The 21,483-nt window shown below is 48.1% G+C and carries 15 protein-coding genes; 4 read left to right on the top strand and 11 right to left on the bottom strand.

Annotation, left to right across the window (positions count from 1 at the left end):
* The first annotated feature begins 8 nt into the window (after positions 1 to 8).
* A complete protein-coding gene (locus LN737_RS25975) occupies positions 9 to 1,241 on the top strand; it encodes a DUF6786 family protein (RefSeq protein WP_405513399.1) in 1,233 nt (410 codons plus the stop codon).
* Positions 1,242 to 1,254: 13 nt separating this feature from the next.
* On the opposite strand, the gene LN737_RS25970 is transcribed toward LN737_RS25975, so the two are convergent.
* Entirely contained in the window at positions 1,255 to 1,905 is a 651-nt protein-coding gene (locus LN737_RS25970) for an oxidoreductase (RefSeq protein WP_405513398.1), read from the bottom strand.
* 75 nt (positions 1,906 to 1,980) lie between these two features.
* Here LN737_RS25970 and LN737_RS25965 point away from each other — a divergent pair, with 75 nt between their 5' ends.
* A complete protein-coding gene (locus LN737_RS25965) occupies positions 1,981 to 4,365 on the top strand; it encodes a TonB-dependent receptor plug domain-containing protein (protein ID WP_405513396.1) in 2,385 nt (794 codons plus the stop codon).
* Positions 4,366 to 4,506: 141 nt separating this feature from the next.
* Positions 4,507 to 6,102, top strand: a complete 1,596-nt coding sequence (locus tag LN737_RS25960; RefSeq protein ID WP_405513394.1) for a CehA/McbA family metallohydrolase — start codon at positions 4,507 to 4,509, stop codon at positions 6,100 to 6,102.
* A 25-nt stretch (positions 6,103 to 6,127) separates the two neighbouring features.
* On the opposite strand, the gene LN737_RS25955 is transcribed toward LN737_RS25960, so the two are convergent.
* The 7 genes from LN737_RS25955 to LN737_RS25925 form a co-directional block, all read right to left on the bottom strand.
* Positions 6,128 to 6,649, bottom strand: a complete 522-nt coding sequence (locus LN737_RS25955) for a hypothetical protein (RefSeq protein ID WP_405513392.1) — start codon at positions 6,647 to 6,649, stop codon at positions 6,128 to 6,130.
* A gap of 152 nt (positions 6,650 to 6,801) precedes the next feature.
* Positions 6,802 to 8,481, bottom strand: coding sequence for an amidohydrolase (locus LN737_RS25950; protein WP_405513390.1), 1,680 nt, complete (start codon positions 8,479 to 8,481; stop codon positions 6,802 to 6,804).
* Between the two features lie 195 nt (positions 8,482 to 8,676).
* Positions 8,677 to 10,110: a Gfo/Idh/MocA family protein gene (locus tag LN737_RS25945; protein WP_405513388.1), complete on the bottom strand. Its 1,434-nt coding sequence runs from the start codon at positions 10,108 to 10,110 to the stop codon at positions 8,677 to 8,679.
* Positions 10,111 to 10,244: 134 nt separating this feature from the next.
* A complete protein-coding gene (locus LN737_RS25940) occupies positions 10,245 to 13,709 on the bottom strand; it encodes a putative Ig domain-containing protein (protein WP_405513386.1) in 3,465 nt (1,154 codons plus the stop codon).
* Positions 13,710 to 14,300: 591 nt separating this feature from the next.
* The gene (locus tag LN737_RS25935; protein WP_405520523.1) at positions 14,301 to 14,897 is read right to left on the bottom strand and encodes a polysaccharide deacetylase family protein; all 597 of its coding nucleotides are present in this window, start codon (positions 14,895 to 14,897) and stop codon (positions 14,301 to 14,303) included.
* A gap of 337 nt (positions 14,898 to 15,234) precedes the next feature.
* Positions 15,235 to 15,705: a VOC family protein gene (locus tag LN737_RS25930; protein WP_405513384.1), complete on the bottom strand. Its 471-nt coding sequence runs from the start codon at positions 15,703 to 15,705 to the stop codon at positions 15,235 to 15,237.
* Between the two features lie 267 nt (positions 15,706 to 15,972).
* A complete protein-coding gene (locus LN737_RS25925; protein WP_405513381.1) occupies positions 15,973 to 16,560 on the bottom strand; it encodes a dihydrofolate reductase family protein in 588 nt (195 codons plus the stop codon).
* A gap of 339 nt (positions 16,561 to 16,899) precedes the next feature.
* Between LN737_RS25925 and LN737_RS25920 the strand changes: the two genes are divergently transcribed.
* Complete coding sequence (locus tag LN737_RS25920; protein WP_405513376.1) at positions 16,900 to 17,097, top strand: hypothetical protein; 198 nt, start codon at positions 16,900 to 16,902, stop codon at positions 17,095 to 17,097.
* 46 nt (positions 17,098 to 17,143) lie between these two features.
* On the opposite strand, the gene LN737_RS25915 is transcribed toward LN737_RS25920, so the two are convergent.
* The 3 genes from LN737_RS25915 to LN737_RS25905 are packed head-to-tail and all read right to left on the bottom strand — an operon-like array spanning position 17,144 to position 21,217.
* Complete coding sequence (locus LN737_RS25915; protein ID WP_405513375.1) at positions 17,144 to 18,682, bottom strand: hypothetical protein; 1,539 nt, start codon at positions 18,680 to 18,682, stop codon at positions 17,144 to 17,146.
* A 30-nt stretch (positions 18,683 to 18,712) separates the two neighbouring features.
* Entirely contained in the window at positions 18,713 to 20,176 is a 1,464-nt protein-coding gene (locus tag LN737_RS25910; RefSeq protein ID WP_405513373.1) for a sugar ABC transporter ATP-binding protein, read from the bottom strand.
* Between the two features lie 15 nt (positions 20,177 to 20,191).
* Positions 20,192 to 21,217 (bottom strand): Gfo/Idh/MocA family protein, encoded by a 1,026-nt coding sequence (locus LN737_RS25905; RefSeq protein ID WP_405513371.1) that lies wholly within the window; start codon positions 21,215 to 21,217, stop codon positions 20,192 to 20,194.
* Between the last annotated feature and the right edge of the window lie 266 nt (positions 21,218 to 21,483).

The following is a 21,483-nucleotide window of genomic DNA, read 5'->3' as shown; positions in this document are numbered from 1 at the left end:
GTCTTGTTATGAACAAAATTATTACGTTGGCTTTTCTCGGGGCATTGGCTGCCTGTTCGGGTCGAAATTCTACCAATGACCGTGAGCAAACCAGTAACGAGGATTCGACCGCTACCGTATCAGTCATGAATAATTATCAGCATGATCAGCAGTTTCTGCGCCAGCATCACCCCGACCTTGTTGAACTGCAACTGGGCAACGCAAAAGCTTTGATCTGCCCGGCCTATCAGGGACGCGTAATGACCACCACGGCCGACGGAGAAGCAAGCTATGGATGGATCAATTATGACCTGATTCGGTCCGGGAAAATTCTTCCGCACATGAATGCCTTTGGGGGCGAGGACCGCTTCTGGCTGGGGCCCGAAGGCGGACAGTTTGCGTTGTATTTCAAAAAAGGCGATCCGTTTGATGCGGCACATTGGCAGACGCCAGCTGCCATCGATTCCGATCCGTTTAAGTTGATAGCTAGCACCCCGACATCCGCTACGTTTGCTCAAACGGTTTCGCTGGAAAATTATAGCGGCATCCGGCTGGATATTGGCATTGAACGGATCATTACGTTGTTGCCCGAAACGGAGATAAACCGTCAGTTGACAATTGATTCGGAAGCGCTTAAAATCGTTGGTATTCAGTCTGAGAATACGATTGCCAATCAGGGAACACATGCTTGGACAGCCCAGACCGGAATGCCGTCTATCTGGATTTTGGGGATGATGAATGCTTCGCCAGCAGCGACAATTATTGTGCCTTATAGAGCCGGGGTCGGACAGCCGGTGAACGATGCGTATTTCGGTAAGGTACCCGCCGACCGCTTGACAATTGGCAAGACATCCGCTCTGTTTAAAGCCGATGCCAGGTACCGTAGCAAAATCGGCGTTGCGCCCGACCGGGCCACCAATTGGGTGGGCAGTTATGATCCGTCTACCCATACGTTAACTCTTGTTACGTTTGATTTCAATTCAAAAGACCGGCAGTACGTTAATTCGGCCTGGGAGCAGCAGAAAGATCCATTTGCGGGCGATGTAATCAACGCGTACAACGATGGCCCAATGCAGGCGGGTCAGTCGCAGATGGGGCAGTTCTATGAACTGGAATCCTCGTCGCCAGCGGCAAATCTGGCACCGGGAGCCAAAATGAGGCACCGGCATACAACGTTTCATGTACAGGGACCTGAAGACCAATTAAACCAACTGGCAAAACGACTGCTGCTTACGGATCTGGAGATGCTGAAAGGGAGGTAAAGTAGTTGAAATGTTAATAGTTCTGTAACGTATCTGACTCAAAAATGTGCTTACCGGTTAATCCCTGCTGAGTGGTCTGTAGCATCGCATTGGCCACTTTATCCGAATCAACACCCTTATATTTTGCCGGAATAAGCGGGTTGAAGAGACGCATGGCTGTCGCTGCAACTCGCTCGCCTAATCGAGGTTCGGAGCGATTGCCGAGCAGGAGCGAAGGGCGAAAAATCAACAGCGTTGGGTAATTCAGATTGGTCAGGTCCCGTTCAATTTCGCCCTTAACCCGATTGTAGAAAATAGATGAGTCGGCATTAGCCCCCATGGCCGTCACTATAGCATACTGCCGGGCTCCACTGGTTAAGCCCAGGCGGGCAATATCGAGTGGATACTGATAATCGACTTTACGAAACGCATCTTTAGACCCTGCTTTTTTGATGGTTGTTCCCAGACAGCAGAAAATATCGTCGGCCTGCGTTAGTAAGCCATTCGGATGCTCAAAGTCGAACTGAACTTCCTGTAATCGGGGATGCTGCCAGTTCAAAGACTTACGGACAAGCACCTTAACCTTATCGTAAAATGGCGAATCGACCAGTTTATGCGTAAGTGACTCACCAATGAGGCCCGTAGCACCCAATACTAATGCTGTTTTATAGGTGGGTGTAGTCATAATGTAATAGGGGTAATTCTGCTAATTTAGCCACATCATTTTGTATTGAAGACACCACTTCCTGATTTCTATCCTATGCACCCTGCCTTTTTTCGCTTTGCTGGCGCATGCGTAGTGCTTGTAGCTACGACATTATTCGCCTTTCGCCCTAACGACGACGATTTTATCAAACGGCTACTCAGTCAGATACACACTTATAATCAGCAACATCCCACCGAGAAAGTATATGTGCAGACAGACCGTGCTGCATATCTGGCTGGCGAAACGATCTGGATGAAAGGCTATATTTTTAATGGAACAACCCATGAAGCAGATACCGTCAGCCGGGTGCTTTATGTGGATCTGGTAGACCCGGTTGCCAGACGAATACGGATTCGTGCCCAACTCAGGGCAACGAATAGTTATGCGCCCGGCCAGTTTACTATACCTGATTCACTGGCTGCCGGTACGTATCAACTTCGGGCATATACCAACTTTATGCGTAATTATTCCGAAGCGTATTATTTCATCAAAACACTCACAATTTTACGGCCAGACAGTGAGAGTCTTTCTGGCGCAAATAACGTAACAACGGGAGCCGCTCCAGCAAGTAACGCGGCCATTCGGCCGGATGTGCAGTTTTTGCCCGAAGGGGGACAATTAATTGCGGCCATTGACAATCGGGTTGCTTTTAAAGGTGTGGATGCGTCAGGCCGAAGCCTGTCGGTAGCAGGTTTTATCCTGAACGCTAGAAAAGATACGGTTATGGGCTTTTCCAGTACGTTTCTGGGTATGGGCTACCTCATATTCAAACCCGAAGCAGACCAGCAGTATACGGCCTTTGTAAAACTCAGTGATGGTTCTGCTGCAGCCTATCCGTTGCCCGCTGTGCAACCGCAAGGTGTTGTGATGCAGGTAGATAACCTATCAAACAAGGACAATATCAAAGTGTATCTGTATCATAACAAAACCACAACTGATGCCGCTGCCATAATGACGCTAGTTGCTCAAACCCGTGGGCAGGTTGTGCAGGCGGCTAAAATACCCGTGTCCAAAAAAGCGTCGTTAATCCAACTGCCTAAAAGCAGATTTCCGGAAGGAATTGCACAACTGACTCTGTTCGATGAGACCAATAAGCCTGTTAGCGAACGGCTGGTCTTTATCAATAAAGATGAGCAGATCAACGTAGTGCTCAGCGCCAGTAAGCCTCTTTATAAAAATCGGGAGAAAATTGAGGTGTCAATTTCAACAAACACTGCCGACGGAAAACCGGTAGCCGCCAACGTATCACTCGCCGTGGTTGATGCTCGTCTGGCTCCCGAAGCGGATTCGAACGGCACAACGATTGTCTCGCACGTACTGCTTTCGTCTGACCTGACCGGAACAATTGAGCAGCCTGATTATTACTTTAATTCAATTCATAAGGACCGCTGGATGCAACTGGACCTGTTGTTGATGACGCAGGGTTGGCGACGCTTTGCCTGGCCTGACGTACTGGCTGGAACCAGCACACCCGTCAAGTACTCGGCTGAAGGAGGTTTGTCATTGACAGGCCATGTAGTTCGGCCGAATCAGAAGGGCATTGGAGGAAAAGTAAACCTGACATTTATGCTGGTAAAACGGGACAGCTCCCGTGTTTTTCTGGCGGGCGAGACGGACGAGGCTGGAAATTTTGGCGCTTATGATCTCGATTTTACCGATAGTACGTCCATATTGATTCAGGGTATTAAGGGGGCCGCCAATCGGAACCTGGTTATCACCCTCGACCAACTGTTCACCCCAACCGTAACCATCGCGCGGGTTCCGTATAATCCACTGGAATTTCGGCGCGATGAGCTAGCGGAGTTCATGAAACGTACCCGGGAATATCAGGAAATAGAGCGGCAGATTCGACGTAACGGCGAGATTTTGTTGCAGGCTGTTACGGTAAAAGCCAGAAAAGAACGGGAAATCGACTCGCGGGTGATTTATGGAACGCCTGATGCGAGTGTGAAATTTACGCCACAGAATACGTCGGGCCGACAGACCATCCTGGATGTGATTCAGGGGCAGGTAGCTGGCGTTCAGGTGATTGGCAACGGCTTTTCTGCACGGGTACAAATTCGCGGAGCCGCTAATTTTAATGGACCTGTCGAACCGCTTTTTGTGCTGGATGGCATGCCTATGGACCTGCAGGCTATACTGGGTATTTCCGTGCTGGATGTTGATCGGGTCGACGTACTCAAAGGGGCATCGGCAGCCATTTACGGTTCGCGGGCCAGTGGGGGCGTCATTTCCATCCTGACGAAGCGCGGAGGGCCTAGTTATGATTTTTCGAAAGAAGTTGCTCCTGGTACGTTGGTTGCCAAACTGCCGGGTTACACGCCCGTTCGTGAGTTTTACGCACCGCAATACAATGTCAAAAAGCCGGAGCACGCCAGACCCGACTATCGTACTACTTTGTTCTGGGCCCCTGACCATTCAAACCGGCGCGGATGGTAAAGCAGCAGTATCATTCTTTGCTTCTGACGCCAAAACCATTCTTCGTATGCAGGCTGAAGGCGTAACGCCAGGCGGAATGCCTGGTATAGGCCGGGAAAGATACGAGTAGACTAACATTTATAGAGCCAGGAGCTTTTACGGATGAATCCAAGACTAGTTTTCGTTTTAGCGCTGTTTGTTTGGGTAATCGGAGTTGCAGATGGGCTGGCACAACGACCTGGCAGGCTGTACGTTTCGGTGCTCGATGCCGACTCGGGCAAACCTACGCCCGTGCGAGTACGGCTTACCCGATCCGGTAAACCGGTTCCGGCTGTGCCGAATGAAGCAGTAGCCGTGTCGTATGGGCTTTGGGACCATGCCGATGGGTATGCGGTTCAACCTGACAGCTCTTTCTACGTAGCGGGCGCGTTCAGCCTGACGCTAACAGCGGGTGTTTACGACCTGACCTTATCAAAAGGCAACGAATACGTAAGTCAGACGCATAAGTTGCGAATTATACCCAACTCTCAGCTTCGGCAAACGTACCGAATGACCCGTTGGATCAATATGGCCGCGCGGAAATGGTATTCAGCCGATGACCATATTCACATTCGGCGTTCCATACGGGAGAACAAACCACTCCTTAGCTGGATTCAGGCAGAAGATATTCATGTGGGTGTTTTGCTGAAAATGGGCGATTTCTGGGAAACGTATTACCCGCAGTATGCTTTCGGTGAACAGGGGCAGTATAGAGAGGGTAATTATATCCTGTCACCAGGGCAGGAAGATCCACGAACGCCTGAACTGGGGCATGCGCTTGGCTTCGGTGCAACAGGCTCTGTACGGTATGGTCGCGATTACTATTATTATGACAAGGTCTTCGATGAGCTGCATAATCGCGGTGGCCTTACAGGGTATGCCCATCAGGCTGAGTCGTTTCATGGCTACCGGGGACTGACACTCGACGGACTCCGTAATAAAGTAGACGTACTGGAAATCCTTCAATACTGCGTGTCAGCACAGCCTTTACGTACCGAACACTATTACCGTATGCTGGACCTCGGTTTTCCGCTGACGGCTACGGCTGGTTCCGATTTTCCCTGGTGTGGGCACGACCACGAGCATGGCCCACCTGAACACTCCGCTCAAATTGGGAACGCCCGCTTTTATACCTACGTCGACGGCCCATTTAGTCACGCAGCCTGGCAGTTGGCTATTGCGGCTGGCCATACGTTTGTAACCAGCGGCCCAATACTCGATCTGACGGTAAATAAAGCACTGCCTGGCGGTAAGCTGTCCCTGAAAAAAGGCGACACGCTGGCTATTATTGCAGAGGCTTACGGCCATGCCAAGCAGATTCCACTTGAAGCCATCGAACTGGTGGCGCATGGGCGGGTGTTGGGTCGCGTATCAAAAAATGACCCAGGGCAGTCAACCACCCATTTAGCCATTAAACTAAACCTGAAAGACGTAACGCATGGCATGTGGATTGCAGCCCGTTGCTACGGGGCGTCTAACCAGGCGGCACATACAACGCCCATCTACATAACGGTCGATGGGGGAGGGTTTCATAATCCGGAGACGGCAGCAAACTATTTGGCACAGTGTGAGCAATACCTTCAGGAACTGGAGCAGGAGTTAGAAACCCATCGCGATAGTCCTGAATTTCGAGCCTGGTATTACAAAAAAGGACTCAAGACACGTATCGACGAAGTCCGCCAGCTACTGGACGAACTGCGAAGTCGATTGAGTAAATAAGGTGCTGGTCGTTTTTGAAAAGGTATTATTTGGGCCAATACGTAATCGCTGTGCTGGCTACGTTGTTTCCATGATTGATTTCGCCCCCGCTGCCTTGTGATATACTCATAGTCAACCCAGTTTTTCCTGCCGTGCTAGGGGTAAACGTGCCAGTCAGGCCAATCGTCGATACAGCACCCCCTGCGATGGTTTTCGTTGAAGTAAAAATATAGTAATCGGGATTCGTGGTCGCGTCGAGGCTCCAGCTAGCATTCTGCACGTTGTTCTCGCCAACAGCGGTCGCTTTCGGGTCGAACGTAAAGTCGATAAATGAGCTTATTTTTAAAACGTATACCGTAATGACTCCCGAGGTAGGGACTTTTTTTGTTTCGATGACATCGATAAAGGCCGTTAGCGTTGTCGAGCCATGAACGGATTCTGGATTTACGGTAATGAGCCCAATCAAATCGGGGGTAGGTTTGAGTGGTTTCCTGGTCGAAGGTTTCGTTTGGGCCAGAACCGGCTGAGCCAGAAGATAGCCCAATAATAAAGCGTAACAGATTTTCATATTTAGGGCAATAGGTACGTCGGCAAAGGTGCAAATTTTCAAATACTTTAACCCAATTCGGGAAGAGTTACGTAGTATTCTTTCGCCATTTTTCGGCAAAAATCAGCCCCGACAAGAATCTCTTGTCGGGGCTGATTTTTGCTTTTGGTATGCTATTTTCCTTTTGTTTCTGACTTTTTCATCAGCTCAGCCCGCTGATCTTCCCGCAGGGTTGGGTACTTGATGCCAAGCTGCTCCAGGTAGGTTTTATATTTTGTCGGATCGTAATAGAATTTCTCAAGCTTGGGTTTGAATTCAGCCATTATTTTCTTGTTGAGATAGATAGCCGGAATCTCTTTCGAGGAAATCAGTGGCGTATATTTCGTCTCTTTCGTTTGTTCGTCGGTGTAATACGTTTTGGCCTCCTGAATAATTTCGGGTTTCAGAATCATATCCAGCAAGGTCATAGCTTCAACCTTGGCACCGGCAACTACTCCTTTATGGGCGATTGGAGTTGCCATCGCAATGGCGTTGGACCAGTGGTGGCCCGGTAGGCCAGGAATGTTGGATGGGTAAACCAGAACGACCGTCGGTACTGACCACGAAATATCCGAAATGTCGTCGGAGCCACCCGTCAGCGGCACCATCGATTGACCGCCCATCATCATGGTTGGGGCACTGGGAACGGGCGTACCGATTGTATCCAGCTTGATATCCAGACCAGCGAGGTTTGGCGACTGGAGTTCTTTTTGCGTTGCTTTTGCTAGCATCTGATCTTCAGGCGACCAGCCTGGCAGGCCAATTCGTTTAATGTTCTGGTACATGGTAGCCGCTATTGGCTTATTGAAGTGCCCGGGCCATGCCGAACCCAGAATCTCATAGGTGAACTTTGTGTCGGTCATCATGGCGGCACCCTCAGCCATTTTAATACCTTTCTCAAACAGGGCTTTAATTTTAGGGTAGGAACGTTCCCGGAAGTAATACCAGACCGATGCCTTCGATGGTACTACGTTGGGCTGATCGCCACCGTCGGAGATCACGTAATGCGAGCGTTGGGTAAGCTCAAGATGTTCGCGCCGATAATTCCAGCCGATGTTCATCAGCTCAACAGCATCCAGCGCGCTACGTCCACGCCAGGGGGCTCCGGCTGCGTGGGCGGCCTGCCCTTCAAACGTAAACTTAACCGAAATCATACCGTTATAGCCCGCATCGCCGTAAGCAACGCTCATATTATCGCCTACGTGGGTGAAAATACAGGCATCAACGTCTTTGAAATAGCCATCTCGAACATAAAACGCTTTCGCACCCAGCAGTTCCTCCGCAACGCCCGGCCAGAGCATTAATGTACCCGACAGCTTATTTTTCTCCATCAACTGCTTCACCGTTAGAGCCGCCACAATGTTCAACGCCTGCCCTGAATTGTGCCCTTCGCCATGACCGGGAGCACCTTCAACGATAGGGTCCTTGTAGGCAACGCCGGGCTTCTGACTCGCTTTCGGAATACAGTCGACATCGGAGCCGATAGCAATGACAGGTTTTCCAGATCCCCAGGTTGCTATCCAGGCGGTTGGCATTCCGGCAATACCCTTTTGAATCGTAAACCCTTCTTTTTCAAGAATATTGGTTAAATACTTGAATGACTCTTCTTCCTGAAAACCTAATTCGGCAAAGCTAAAGAGCATGTCATTAATCTGTTGCGCCTGATCTTTCCGCTGATCAATAGCTACGACTGCCTGCTGCTTTAGTTGCTCCAGATTTTTCTCAGAAGTCGATTTCGTCTGTTTACTTTGAGCTAGGAGTAGCGTAGGCAAGAGGAGTATGCCAGTAATTAATTTTATGTAATTTTTTATCATGTAGGTTAATGATTATTCGGATATTTTAGAAAGTGCTGCATAAATATATGGCATTTTTTTATTATGGCGAAATTTGGTATAGTTTTCCGCGTAGTGATTATGCCAAACAAAAAAGGTAAGCAAAATACGTATCGATTTTGCCCACCTTTTAATGAAATACCTCTGATTTACACGGAGAATCTATTGGCCTACCTGCTACGTAGCATTCAGAATTTTCATGTTAATTGGATCCCAACCGACCACTTTCTTCTGATAATAGCTCATGTTGCCACACTGCGTTGGCCCACAGGCACGCAAACCAAACGTAGCGTCTTCAATGTTCGGCGCGCCAGTCCGAATCGAATTGAAGAAATTAACGAAGTGCTCGTAACGGTCGCCTTTGTATTCTTTTGGGAACGTGTATTTAAACTCCTTAGGGCCAACCAGTTCGGGTGTCTGCGGATACAGTTTATTGTATTCAGCCACAAACAGCTCTTTCTGATCTTTGGGGAAATTGTCAATTGACATACCCGGCGCTTTCGGGAATTTATTCCGGTGAACAGTCAGACTGTCGAAACCAAGGGACAAATCACCTTCTGTGCCTACAATCCGAACCAGATAGTTACCACCACCGCCATCCACAAAGTTTGAACGGGTAGTTAGGTTAAATTCGGGATGCTCGGCCGTTTTGGGATAGTCGTAAATACTGAGCTGAATGTCAGGTACGTCGCGTCCATCCTTCCAGTACCGGGTGCCGCCCGTTGAGTAAATCCGGGTAGGGCCTTTCGAGCCGGTAACGCAATGAAGCGAGGTAAGTAAGTGAACATACAGATCACCGGCAATACCCGTACCGTAGTCGGTATAATTCCGCCAGCGGAAAAAGCGAAGCGGGTCCCAGGGGCGTTTGGGTGCTGTTCCCAGATACGTATCCCAATCAACGGTTTGGGGCGATGCATCGGGCGGAATCGAATATTGCCAGGCTCCCATCGCACTATGACGATCGTAGATAGCTTCTGCGAAAACCAATTCGCCAATGTCGCCTGCTTTCATCAGCTCACGGGCTTTCGCAATGAGCAATGAACTGGCAAACTGGCTCCCTACCTGAAACACTTTACCTGTTTCTTTGGCTACTTTGATCAGCGTATGCCCATCCTCAAACTTCTGTACCATAGGCTTCTCGCAGTACACGTGCTTGCCTTTGCGCATGGCATCGGTAGAGATCTTCTGGTGCCAGTGGTCGGTAGTACCATTGATAATCGCGTCGACATCCGTACGTTCCAGGATTTCCCGGTAGTCTTTGGTCACTGGCAGTTGCTCGCCCCAGAGTTCTCGGGCCCGGCGCAACCGGCCGTCGTAAAGATCACAGGCGGCTACCATTTCAACGCCATCCACCATCAACGCTGTCTGTGTATCGCCGATACCCATGCCCCCCGTACCGATCAGGGCAATGCGGACCTTGTCGTTGGCGGCCGTACTGCTGTGGCTGCGAACCAGATCCAGGTATTGGGGCAGAGGAGAAGTCGTGGTTTCGGCCAGTGCAACGGGTGCCGTAGCAGCGGCCGTACTGGCGATACCCAGCGTTTTAAGAAACTGACGGCGGGAGTTGGTTTCACCAGAAGCTGACGCGACCGACCGTTTTTTGTCTTTCATGTACGATTCAGATATGAGGATTGGAGAAAAATCAGCTAAAAATAAGCGAAAACAGGGAATCTAGCGCAGGATTTCTCCCGCAGACTCGTCGGCCAAATTATTTTTAAATGGCTCACTTATCCCGCCTGCATTACTCATTGCTGAAAATACTCGATCTTGTCTCCATCAGAATTATTGTTGATGATTACTTCTCCTCCGCTTCCCCCCATGATGACTGCCGTGGGCGTAAGGCTCCCTGACGTTGAGCCTGGGGTTAATATGCCAGTTAATCCAAACGACAGAGTGCCGCTCCCTGCTATCGACTGATTGGTGGAAAGCACATAATAATCTTCGTCCGAGACGCCCTGAAAACTCCACACGTTGTTCTGTACCGAACGTCCCCCTATCGACGTGGCCGTATTTGAAAAGCTTAAGTTGTACTTGGGATCTTTATTGACCTTAACGGTGATCGATCCACTAGTGGATACACCTTTCAGCTCAAAAATATCTACGACAATGGTGATGGGCTTTTCCCCATTTAATCCCGAGGAACGAGCATACATAACCGGCGTTAAGTCTGGCGGAACGTTGATAACCGTAATATTTAAGGTAATCGAGGCCGAGGAATTGTATGGGTCGGTTGCTGTAATGGACGCCGAATAGTTTCCTGTTTGGGGCGGTGTTCCTGTAAACACACGCGTCGAACTGTTGAAACTCAGCCAGCCCGGTAAGCCGTTTGCCGAATACGTGAGGTTTTGGCCCGGCTGGTCGGTAAACGCGGGGAAGGTATAGCTGAGAGGCTTATTCACCTGGGCTGTCTGCGTAATTAGTGTAGGAGCAACCGGCGGTAAGTTTGGCCCAGTCATAAGCACTAAAGGAACCGTGGTGCCCAAATTGCCTCCATCTGTTGCCGTAACATTGATCGTGTAACTGGCTGTTTGCGTGGGCGTTCCGCTTAATCGCCGTGCCTGCGTATCAAAACTCAGCCAGCCCGGCAGGTTCGTAGCTGAATACGTGATTGACTGACCTTCTGGGTCGGTAAAGGCGGGGATGGTAAAATTATAGCCCTGGCCCTGTATCGCAAACGGGAGTGTGATAGCGGGAGCTACCGGAGCCAGATTCGGAATCGCACTCACCTCTACGCCACCGTTCCAGGTATTGCCTACCCGGGTATATACCCGGAAATAGTACTGAAACAAGGGATTCAGGCTGGTTACGGTAACGTTAGTGCCTTTTCCTTTATAAACGACTTTCCCGCCTTCAAATGGGCTGCCATTTCCATTAAAATTGGCATCGGCCGTGTAGGACGATGCACCATTGGGCTTATCTGTAAATCCTATATCTGTTTTAGCCGCAACCAGTATCTCGTCAAACATAATGTTTGGATTGATCCAATTGACCTGAACCGCATTTAACTGCCGGGTGGCCGTTACGTTGCTGACCAATGAGCTGGCAGAGCCACAATCCGGATAAAGTACCACCGAACTCGTGGCTGTCAGTCCACCTTTATCGGTCACTTTCAGGGTAATCCGGTACGAATAGGATTCGTTGGGGCTGCAGCCTACCGGAGAAATCGAAATGACTGGATTGGGGCTGGTTAGCACAGGGTCCGGGTGTGTATGGTTGTTATGCTGAAGTATTACGGTCCATTCATAGGCCATATTGCTCATATCTGTATCCGTTACATTAGCCTGTAGCGTATAGTTGGTCGCCTGGCTCATAGAATACAACGTACCCGGCGCAGGATTGGTGATCTGCGCGGTTGGTGGGGTGTTGTTCACCGAAATAACAATCTCTTTTGGCGTAGAAGCCTGCCCCTGATTGTCTGTAACGACCAGCGTAACCGTGAATTTTCGAACGCTCGGGTCGGTAAATACGTGAGTTGGGTTAGCCTGATTTGAGGTGGTACCATCGCCAAAATTCCAGAGGTACGAAAGCGCCTGTCCTTCCGGATCAACCGAGTTTGACCCTGTAAACTGAACGGTAAGCGGTGAAGTGCCATATGTTACATTTGAGGTTGCATTGGCAACGGGTGGCTGGTTTCCTCCATAACTGATCCGTGATATGGTTCCCTGGATACGGACGTAGTAAATTGATCCATCGCGGGGATTTTGTTTCATATCCAGTATGCCGTAGTCGAAATTAGTTGGCGCAAAATCGCGGACCTCATCAACGACATGGTCTCCTTCGTTGTGTAGCTCCAGATTTTTCAGCCATCCCTGGCTGTGATCCGTCAGGAAGTACGTGTTTTTATACATCGCCGGAAACTGATTGCCTGTGTAATAGATACCGCCAATGATACACAGCCCAAAAAACGAGTTGCCCGATGGTGCGCCGGTTGTGCCGATGGTTCGGGCAATTGGCGTAGTTCCACTAAAAGCGGGTACCCGTGTAGCGGCCGGAGAGCTATGGTTGTACTCGAGAGCTGGTCTTGAGTGGGTAAAACGGCGGAGTTTCGCGTTCGAATTATCGATGTAAGTCGTCGGCTGTAGGCACAGGCTTTCGAAGGTTGGCTCGCCAGGTTCGTCTTTGTTACGTACGTTCGTGCCATAGTAGGCAATGGTTGGGTCCAGCCCTTCATACAACGGCCAGCCGCAGTTCAGCCCGCCTTTATCTACTACGTGAAAATCTTCGAATCTAAACCAGCCAACATCATCGATCAGAAGTTTACCTGGGTTGGCATCGTTCGCCGATGTGCTGCCTGTACCGGGCTGTAAGCTCATCCGATACGGATTTCTTAGTCCCATTGTCCACATCCGCGACTGGGGAGACCGTGGACTTGCACCATTATAAAATGGATTGCTGGGTATACCATCGCCCGTAGCCGGGTCCATACGTAAGACTTTACCGGCAAACGAGTTGACCATTTGGGCACGCATAGCCCCAACATTCTCGTTGGGCCGCATCATGCCATAATTGAGTGATTCCTGAAAAAACGTTTCACTGCGGCTACCAACATCCACACCATCGTGGTGGCCACCATCGCCCGTAGATAGCAAGAGCGTACCATCACGACCAAAAAGCAGGCTACCTCCAGCGTGCGATTCATAGGTAATGGGAGAGCCTGTTGAAATGGATTCTCCGAATAATACTTTCCGGCTGTAATAATCGGTAGTCAGATTACCTCCCGACGTTTGAAGATGATACCGTGTAACCCGGCTGATTGTTGCATGGCGATACATGTTGGCTGAGCTGCTGTACTGTGGTGTACCGTAGTATAGCAGGTGATGCAGGTCAACAACATAAAATAGATAGATCAGGCCGTTGGTCTGGTAATTGGGGTCCAGACAGAAACTGTGTAAGCCGAAATCATTCCATTCGCCAACTTCCTCACTGATATCCAGAACAGGTGTACTCTGGCGGACATACGAAGAGCCATTCCAGTTTGACACATAGACCTTTCCGCTTTTTTCCCAGACGAAAAACTGATTTCCATCCGTAGAGAAAACCATACCAACCGGATTGGTGTAATTCTCCTGAATGATACTTTTGGAAAACCCAGACGGGAGCTGAGCGAAAAGTTGGTTGCTGAGGGACAATAAACCAACAAGCAGGATGACAACCCATTGTACGGCCTCTCTCCTTCGTACAAAAGGATAATGCGATAAAAAATGCATCATGAAGAAAATAATAGTTAGATAACGTAATGCCGGGAAAAGCCTAACGGTCAACGACACATTTCATAGGTAGAGCAGTCATCAAACCAGTCCCGATTGTGCGATATTATTAATATACTTGCTAAAATGATAATTTTTTATCTAAAAAAAGTTTTTTGAGGTGACAATAGTAAAAAAACGTCTCAATTTTAATAGCCGTTTAATGGTGAGTATGATGGAAAATTGGGCCTGTTTCGCGTACCTATAGATGGGTATTTATTGAAAATATTCGTCGCGTTTAATAATTCTTTCTCACATTTTAGCCAGGTAGAATACCTGGTATTTATTTATAAAGTGTTAATTAATAGTTAATTGTAAAGTGAATTGAACAGACGTTTTATTTTTATTATCAGTCAAATCCTGTGCTTCAGCATTCTTTGAAATATGTTGATTTTGTATCCGATTTACAAATATTAGTTTCAAAAGGGAGTCTTCTAGTATCTTTTGTTTTGTTTACCATTTTGTGAAAAAATAAATAACAGAGTTACTTCGATTAGAGGGCTTTGTGGTTAGTTTGCTTTTGACTAGCCGTTATGCCGAAATGCTCTTACTTAACTACTGCTCAGCGTACTGAAATAACTCAGTAACGGTTTTAAACGTGTACCCGCGCTGCTTTAGGCCGTTTACAATACCTGTTATGGCTTTTACGGATTCGTTTCGGCCGTCGTTCATGGGGTGTAACAGAATAATAGATCCAGGGCGGGTTTTCTCCAGAACCTGTTTCATAATTGCTTCCGAGCCACTGGCTATTTCTGTATAGGATTCTGGTTCCACATCCCACATGATGGTTTTTCGATTGGTTTGTTTCAAATAATAAGGAAGAACAAACAACTTTTTTCCATTTGGTGGTCTGAAAAGGATTTCATCGCGGTAACCAGTTAAACGAATCAGCGAATCCGTTTTTTCGATTTCCCTCTTTATATAGCTCATTGTTTTCAAGACCATACGGGTATGTGAGTACGTATGATTGCCGAGCTGGTGCCCCGCCGAAACAATCTTCTGCCCCTGCATTCTATTTTTTTCGAGGTCTTTGCCTGTCACGAAAAAAGTTGCTTTAACATTCGTGCGGTCGAGTATGGCTAAAATACTGTCGGTTTTGCCAGTCGGGCCATCGTCAAACGTCAGCGCAACTACTTTTTTAGGGGTATCGATTCGGGATAAATCTCACCGAAAAACTGAAAGGTTCTGGATCGTGAAATGATCCAGAGACATATAGAAAGGATGAGGAATGCCAAGAAAACGCGTATAAACCGTTTTATCATAGATAAGGCCAATCAGTAGGGCGGAATACCATTAAACACGGCTAAAGTTATATATTGTATAGACCAATAATATATATGACCATTTAAAACTAACCACTGATATAGATTATCTATATGCTTATAAATCATCAGACCTTACTCAACCCCGTTGCCAGGACTAAGTAAGGTCTGATGTGGGTTTTGGCAACCATTTTATAATAAAGCCACCCGATATTCAGGGAGCAGGCTTAGCCGTTATAGGCCTGCTCCAACGTAGCGACATCCAGTTTAGACATCTTGAGCATAGCCTGCATAACCCGTTGTGATTTTTCGCGGTCTTTGTCCTGAAGGAGTTTGTTTAAGATGGACGGAACAATTTGCCAGGATACTCCAAATCTGTCTTTCAGCCAGCCGCAAGGACCCTGTTCACCACCTTCGGAAAGCGTCTCCCAATATTTATCCACTTCTTCCTGATTTTCGCAGTAGACAAAAAGCGAAATACCCTCAGCAAACTTGAAATGTGGTCCACCGTTTAAGGCAATGAATTCCTGACCGTCGAGTTGAAATGAAACAGACATTACGCTTCCAGCCGTTGCCGGGCCAGCCTCTCCGTATCGGCTAATGGCTCCGATTTTTGAATTGTTAAATACCGACGTGTACAGATTCGCGGCTTCTTCAGCCTGATTGTTGAATGTCAGGAATGTTGTGATTTTCTGCATGTTATTTACCCGATTGGTTTATAATCAAAGGTAAATGGATTCGCTAAAAGAAGCAGCGTATGAAAGCGACAAAATAGGGGGTAAATTACGACGTAATAACCAAAAAATAACCGTAAAATTTAAATAGATAATTCTTAGATTCATAAAAAAATATTGATGTGATTTTTTTTGCTAAATTATCAAATAGATTGAGTCGTTTTTTGTGTGTGAATATTAACCTACACAACGCTAAAAAAGAATTATAGTTGCTACGCTAAAAAGTTATGTTTACGCTTTTTTATAATGAAGACTTATTACACCATTTTCGTGTTTTTTGGTGTTTATTAGTTCTAAGTTTGTTTTGTTGAGATCGGTGAACAGTTTGTCGCCATGACCGGCAATAACTGGATGGAAGAATAGGGCTAACTCGTCAAAAAGGTCGTTTTTCAGGAATAACTGCCAGGTTTTCAGTCCACTTTCAACAGAGATGTTTTTGCCTTCGGTTTGTCTGAGTTTGTTAATTTCGCTGACTAGGGATGCTTCATCGTTTATAAATAATTGCTCGGAATTTTTCCAGACAAGATCGACATTTGAACGGGAGATAACATATTTTTTTATGTTATTTATTTCTTTGGCAAACCGACGCTCAATTTCTGACTCAGATGTGTGCTCAGCCTGTTGCCAATATTCGGCCAATGATGCATAGCCATTGCTGCCTACAAGTATGGTATCCAGCGATTTATACGCTTCCAGTGAACTCGCAATAATTTCATCGCTTATCGTCGCCCATTTGTCCGGGTCTGAAACAACTCCATCAAGCGACAGTTGCAGATACAGAATGATTTTTCTCATTTTTTTGCCGTTGATTTTTTGCAAAAATGCCGTGAAAAAATTATGTCGTACTCTGTGTAGAACCGACAAAGACAGGATTGAATTCGACAATGTATGTAGGATATAACAGCCGACGGAAATCGAGTGTTTGCGCAGATTAAAAATTCCTTAGTGAGCATCGGAAATTATCCTGAATCCTGTTCGTCGGCACATTCATAGAGGTTAGTCGCGGTAGTCTAGTCAACGGACAGATAAACCAGCAAACGATCATGTACACCGAAACGCAACTTACAACTCATCCAAGTCTATACGTGGGTATTGTGGCGTTGATATTTGTGTTGCTTTTTGTGGGTAATTTTGGTCAGTCAGCTAGTTCACTCGTCCATGAAAGCGTCTACCGAACGAAGTCTCATTCGCTGGTTTCATATTCTGGCCAGCATTCCCATTGTTGGTTATATCTACGGGCCAGTTGCCAGCATACCGCAGGCTGCTTTCACCGTCAGGGCCATCATTTTACCCGCTGTGATTCTGTCGGGTTTCTGGCTGTGGAAAGGGTACGTAATCAAACGCTGGTTTCATTAGCGCTGGTCAACTGGCTGACAATAGTATTGCCGCAGTGAGATAGCACTTAGCCTTTGTAATTCTTTAAAACGTCATATACCGGATAGGCTGTGCTGCCACTTACCAAACCGGCCGGTCCGTGCGATTGATAATACGTAATGGCCTCCACTCCGGCTTTCGCTAAAGCAGCAAGGCTCTGGTACGTCCATTCAGCGCCAAAATCCGTGCGCTGCCGGTGGTCAGCGGCTGTTTCCAGACGCTCGGTTGCGGTTCCGGCTACAGTCGTGAATCGAGGGCGGAGCGTAACGGGTGAGATATGAACGGGTTTACCACCACTTATGTGCCGGGCTGTTACGACGGTATCTGCCTGTCCGGCTATGTTTTCCCGTAACGTCAGATCATCGAAGGCGTGCACCTGGGGATTGATGGAATACGTAACAAAATCAACTAGCTCAAAATCAAAAGGATTACGGTTTAACTCCGCAAAATTATCATCCGTACCGCCCCCAATAGCCAGGTTAGTCCAGTCATTACGTATCATCGGCACTAGTGCTTGTAACAGATTATCCGACGTTTTCAACGTAGCCGCATTGAAGAGCAGCATAGAACGTATCGTGACAGATTGAGACTGCAATACGCCCTGCAAGGTTTTTAGCTCGGTTGCTGGATCATCGCCGAAAAAAACGGCTAGCTCAAGCGGAATTGCCAAACTTTGCGCATCAGCGATGGCATTGCTCAAATAAGTTTGCCAGTTGGGCAGGCTGAAGAATACGTCTGCGCGTAAATGCGACAAATCCAGCTGGCGAAGTAACCTAATTTCGGATTCAGTCAGGGGCGGCCCACCTGCCCATTGCCCGACACCAATTCGTGGATGCGTTGGTTGCATGGTGGCAATTTCCCGCTCCATCTCGCCAACTACATTGGCATCGACAGAAATAGATATAGGCTGTTTGGCAACACTGAATACTACCTGCTGCTGAAACTCGTCACCAACCGAAACCGTAACGGGTTTGGGCTGGGTTAGTGGCGTCGAATACGTTTTAAACGACGCATCGGTCCAGTTTCGCTGGTCTTCCGTCTCGAATACATCGCCTGAGAAATCAAGCTGCCAGATAAGGCCGGAGGCTGGTTGCCAACGTAACGTCTGTATGTTCAAAAAGGGTTGATGCGGGCTGATAAACGTCGGGAAATGGGCTTTGGTTACGTTGCCGGCGGGGTCGATTATGGCAGCGGGTTGTCCCAGTACGCCCTCAACAGGATGTAAAATGCAGAGGCCAATCCGGTTTTTCTGAAAAGAATTGAGTGTTTTTCCGTAGAAATCGACTGAAATGGTTCCTGCTTCGTCGCCCTGAAAGGTAACCTGACCTGCCATCCTAATCCCCAGATCGTCGATGTGCCAGTTGTACTGAATATGAAATGAACGGGCATTTTGCGTAACTACTTCGTCGGTAATCGTCAACGTAGCGGTAAGCCAGTTATGGTCCCGAATGGCGAAATAAATCATCCGAAGAATTTCTGCATCACCAACGGTCAGGTACCGAAGGAAACCATTTTCGTAGCGAGCTTCAACGGGGCCAGCCTGCAGAAAATAGGGTTGTTGGGGCATGGAGCAATGGTTTACAGGTATCGGTTCAGGCTATTTTGTTGCCAGCGTCATAATTTCTTTTTCAGTGGCGTTTGCACCATTCAGTTCACCCGCTAATTCGCCTTCACGTATGACCAGAATGCGGTCCGACAACGCCAGTAATTCGGGTAGCTCGCTGGAAATCAGTATTATTCCTTTGCCCTGTGCCGCCAACTGACGAAGCAGTGCATAGATTTCGGCTTTACCACCAATGTCGATTCCATGCGTTGGCTCGTCCACGATCAGTACGTCCGGATTCGCCAGTAGCCAGCGGGCCAGCATTGTTTTTTGCTGGTTTCCTCCGCTCAGATTCCCAACCCGTTCCTGAACCGACGGTGTCCGAATGCCCAGCTGTTCGCGAAACGATTCGGACACGGTCTTCACCTTTCCAGCGTCGAACCAGAGCCCTTTTGCCGGAGGACATGCCGTAACAATATTCTGTGCTACAGACTGTTCCATAAACAAGCCCAACCGCTTTCGTTCTTCAGGCAAATAACCAATGCCCAATTGTACGGCATCGGCCGGATGCTTTATCTGAACGGTCTGCCCCTTCAGCCGGATCGTTCCTGATGAGTGCGCATCGATACCAAAAATCGCTCGGGCTATCTCCGTACGACCCGCACCTACCAAACCCGCCAGCCCCAGAATTTCGCCCCGGTGCAGGTGAAAGCTAATGTGCTGAAAACGCTCGCCGGATAGATTTTCTACTTGCAGTAAAACGTCTTTTGTTGCTACAGATGCGCTTTTATCCATTGTGATCTCTCGGCCAACCATGCGACCAATGAGCCAGTCGTATGTTACGTTGCTTACTCGCTCGGTTGCCTGATAACGCCCATCTTTCAGGACAGATACTACGTCGGCCAGCGCAAAAATTTCGGCTAAGCGGTGCGAAATATAAACAATAGCCTTGCCCTGAGCTTTCAACTGACGTAGCAGCGAGAACAGAATGTCGGTTTCGCGCCCGGTGAGCGAAGCAGTCGGTTCATCCAGCAACAAAATGTCCGGGTTTTGCGACAACGCTTTGGCAATCTCAACCATCTGTTTTTGACCGGGCGACAGGTCAGCAACGCGAGTTTGCGGGTGTAAATCGGTTAAGGCAAGTTGATTTAAGAGCTGTTGCGTTTGTTGGTATAAAGCTTTGTATTGAATCAGACCCAGGCTGGTTCGTGGCTGTCGGTTGGCAAAAATGTTTTCAGCTACTGTCAAGCCGTCTATCAAACTTAGCTGCTGATAGACAATGGCAATGCCCAGTTCGGTTGCCTGAGCTGGTCCGCTAATCTGGATGGGTTGTTGATTTAGCAGAATCTGGCCGGTATCGGGTTGCAGGTTTCCGGTCAGAATATTCATCAACGTGCTTTTTCCGGCTCCATTTTCGCCACAGAGAGCATGGATTTCGCCCGCATGTATGCTGAGTGATACGTTGTCGAGGGCTTTTACACCGGGAAATTGCTTGCTTAGGCCAAGTAGCTGGAGCATAGACGTCAATGGCTTCTACCTGTTCAAATAAATAACCTTGTTTCGGGTGGCGGAGTCGTAAGCGGCATAGACCAGTCGAATGGTTTCAAAATTATCGTCGGCGGTGGTTTCGGTTTGGCCCGTTCCCTGTAAACCGGCCAATAGATTTCTATTGCAATCTACGATGGATGCATGCACAACCGCATAGGCTGGATCAAGCCAGGAATACAGAGTGGGGCGTCCCTCCGTGGTGACCGTACCAGTTCGGGTTGTAATACGGAGCTGGAAATCATGCGTCAGTTGTATCGAACCGTTTTCACCTTCAACCAACGCCAGCGTTTGTGGAAACGCTTCGCGTTCGAGGATCGATGCATATGACATTTCGGCGTAGCAGGTAAGGCCGCTCTGCATACGCAAAAGAACGTTTGCTACGTCTTCTCCTTTGATTCGTGGATTGACCCGCGACGTCTGGCAATAGAGTGATTCGGCTTCGCCAAAAAGAAAGCGGCAAACATCCAGAATATGTGAGCCAATATCGGTCAGAATAAACTGATCCAGCTCGGCCAGAAACGGCTGATTGTCGAATACCGGAAAGGCGGAGCAGAAACTAACCCGCGCTTTAAACGGGCGGCCAATGACGCCCGAATCGATGATTTCTTTGAGTTTGCGAATGGGGGCCTGCCAGCGAAAGTTTTCGTGGATAAATAGACGCACACCCGCCCGATGCCCGACTTCTACCATCTGGCGGGCCGCTTCCAGACCAGAACTCATTGGTTTCTGGCAAATCACATCAAGCCCACGCGCTACGGCTTTCGCTGTGAAGAATGAATGAGTGTCTACGTCGGTTATGATATCGACAAAATCGAGTTCTGCGGCATGTTGGTCAAGCAGTTCATCGACATCATCATATACGTTCGCTACGTTAAACTGCTGGGCAAAACCTTCAGCCCTGGAACGTGTGCGGTTGTAAAGCGCCACCAATTCCACTCCACCTACCTCAAACCAGGCCGGGATCTGGTAGTTAGCCCAAAAACCCGTACCAATTACAGCGAATTTGAGCATGATTAACAGGCGAAAGACCTATTCAGCGAACGAAAGAATCCTATAAGCGAACGTAGCAGCAACAGCTCGACACTCTTAACGGCTAGTTTTAACATCAGGTTGACGGGTTCTGGAGCCATAACTACGAGCGACTATTTTTTACTTTTTAGGAGAATTTATTTGATTATTTCAAAACCAACTTTGTACATTTGCACCATCTCTACTGTACTCTACTGTACTAGCTAACTGTAAAGCAAAAGTAAATCCTTTTCATTTCTTTGCAAGAA

This window comes from Spirosoma sp. KNUC1025, assembly GCF_045160025.1.
In the GTDB taxonomy this organism is placed as follows: domain Bacteria; phylum Bacteroidota; class Bacteroidia; order Cytophagales; family Spirosomataceae; genus Spirosoma.
Note: the sequence above shows the minus strand (reverse complement) of the source record. Positions and strands in the feature narration are given on the sequence as shown.

What these genes read in the sequence shown, in the direction of transcription:
- LN737_RS25920 (WP_405513376.1), top strand. Translation starts at nt 16,900, where the DNA reads ATGAAAGCGTCTACCGAACGAAGTCTCATTCGCTGGTTTCATATTCTG.
- LN737_RS25955 (WP_405513392.1), bottom strand. Translation starts at nt 6,649, where the DNA reads ATGAAAATCTGTTACGCTTTATTATTGGGCTATCTTCTGGCTCAGCCG.
- LN737_RS25905 (WP_405513371.1), bottom strand. Translation starts at nt 21,217, where the DNA reads ATGCTCAAATTCGCTGTAATTGGTACGGGTTTTTGGGCTAACTACCAG.
- LN737_RS25930 (WP_405513384.1), bottom strand. Translation starts at nt 15,705, where the DNA reads ATGCAGAAAATCACAACATTCCTGACATTCAACAATCAGGCTGAAGAA.
- LN737_RS25945 (WP_405513388.1), bottom strand. Translation starts at nt 10,110, where the DNA reads ATGAAAGACAAAAAACGGTCGGTCGCGTCAGCTTCTGGTGAAACCAAC.
- LN737_RS25915 (WP_405513375.1), bottom strand. Translation starts at nt 18,682, where the DNA reads ATGCCCCAACAACCCTATTTTCTGCAGGCTGGCCCCGTTGAAGCTCGC.
- LN737_RS25940 (WP_405513386.1), bottom strand. Translation starts at nt 13,709, where the DNA reads ATGATGCATTTTTTATCGCATTATCCTTTTGTACGAAGGAGAGAGGCC.
- LN737_RS25950 (WP_405513390.1), bottom strand. Translation starts at nt 8,481, where the DNA reads ATGATAAAAAATTACATAAAATTAATTACTGGCATACTCCTCTTGCCT.
- LN737_RS25910 (WP_405513373.1), bottom strand. Translation starts at nt 20,176, where the DNA reads ATGCTCCAGCTACTTGGCCTAAGCAAGCAATTTCCCGGTGTAAAAGCC.
- LN737_RS25960 (WP_405513394.1), top strand. Translation starts at nt 4,507, where the DNA reads ATGAATCCAAGACTAGTTTTCGTTTTAGCGCTGTTTGTTTGGGTAATC.
- LN737_RS25965 (WP_405513396.1), top strand. Translation starts at nt 1,981, where the DNA reads ATGCACCCTGCCTTTTTTCGCTTTGCTGGCGCATGCGTAGTGCTTGTA.
- LN737_RS25970 (WP_405513398.1), bottom strand. Translation starts at nt 1,905, where the DNA reads ATGACTACACCCACCTATAAAACAGCATTAGTATTGGGTGCTACGGGC.
- LN737_RS25975 (WP_405513399.1), top strand. Translation starts at nt 9, where the DNA reads ATGAACAAAATTATTACGTTGGCTTTTCTCGGGGCATTGGCTGCCTGT.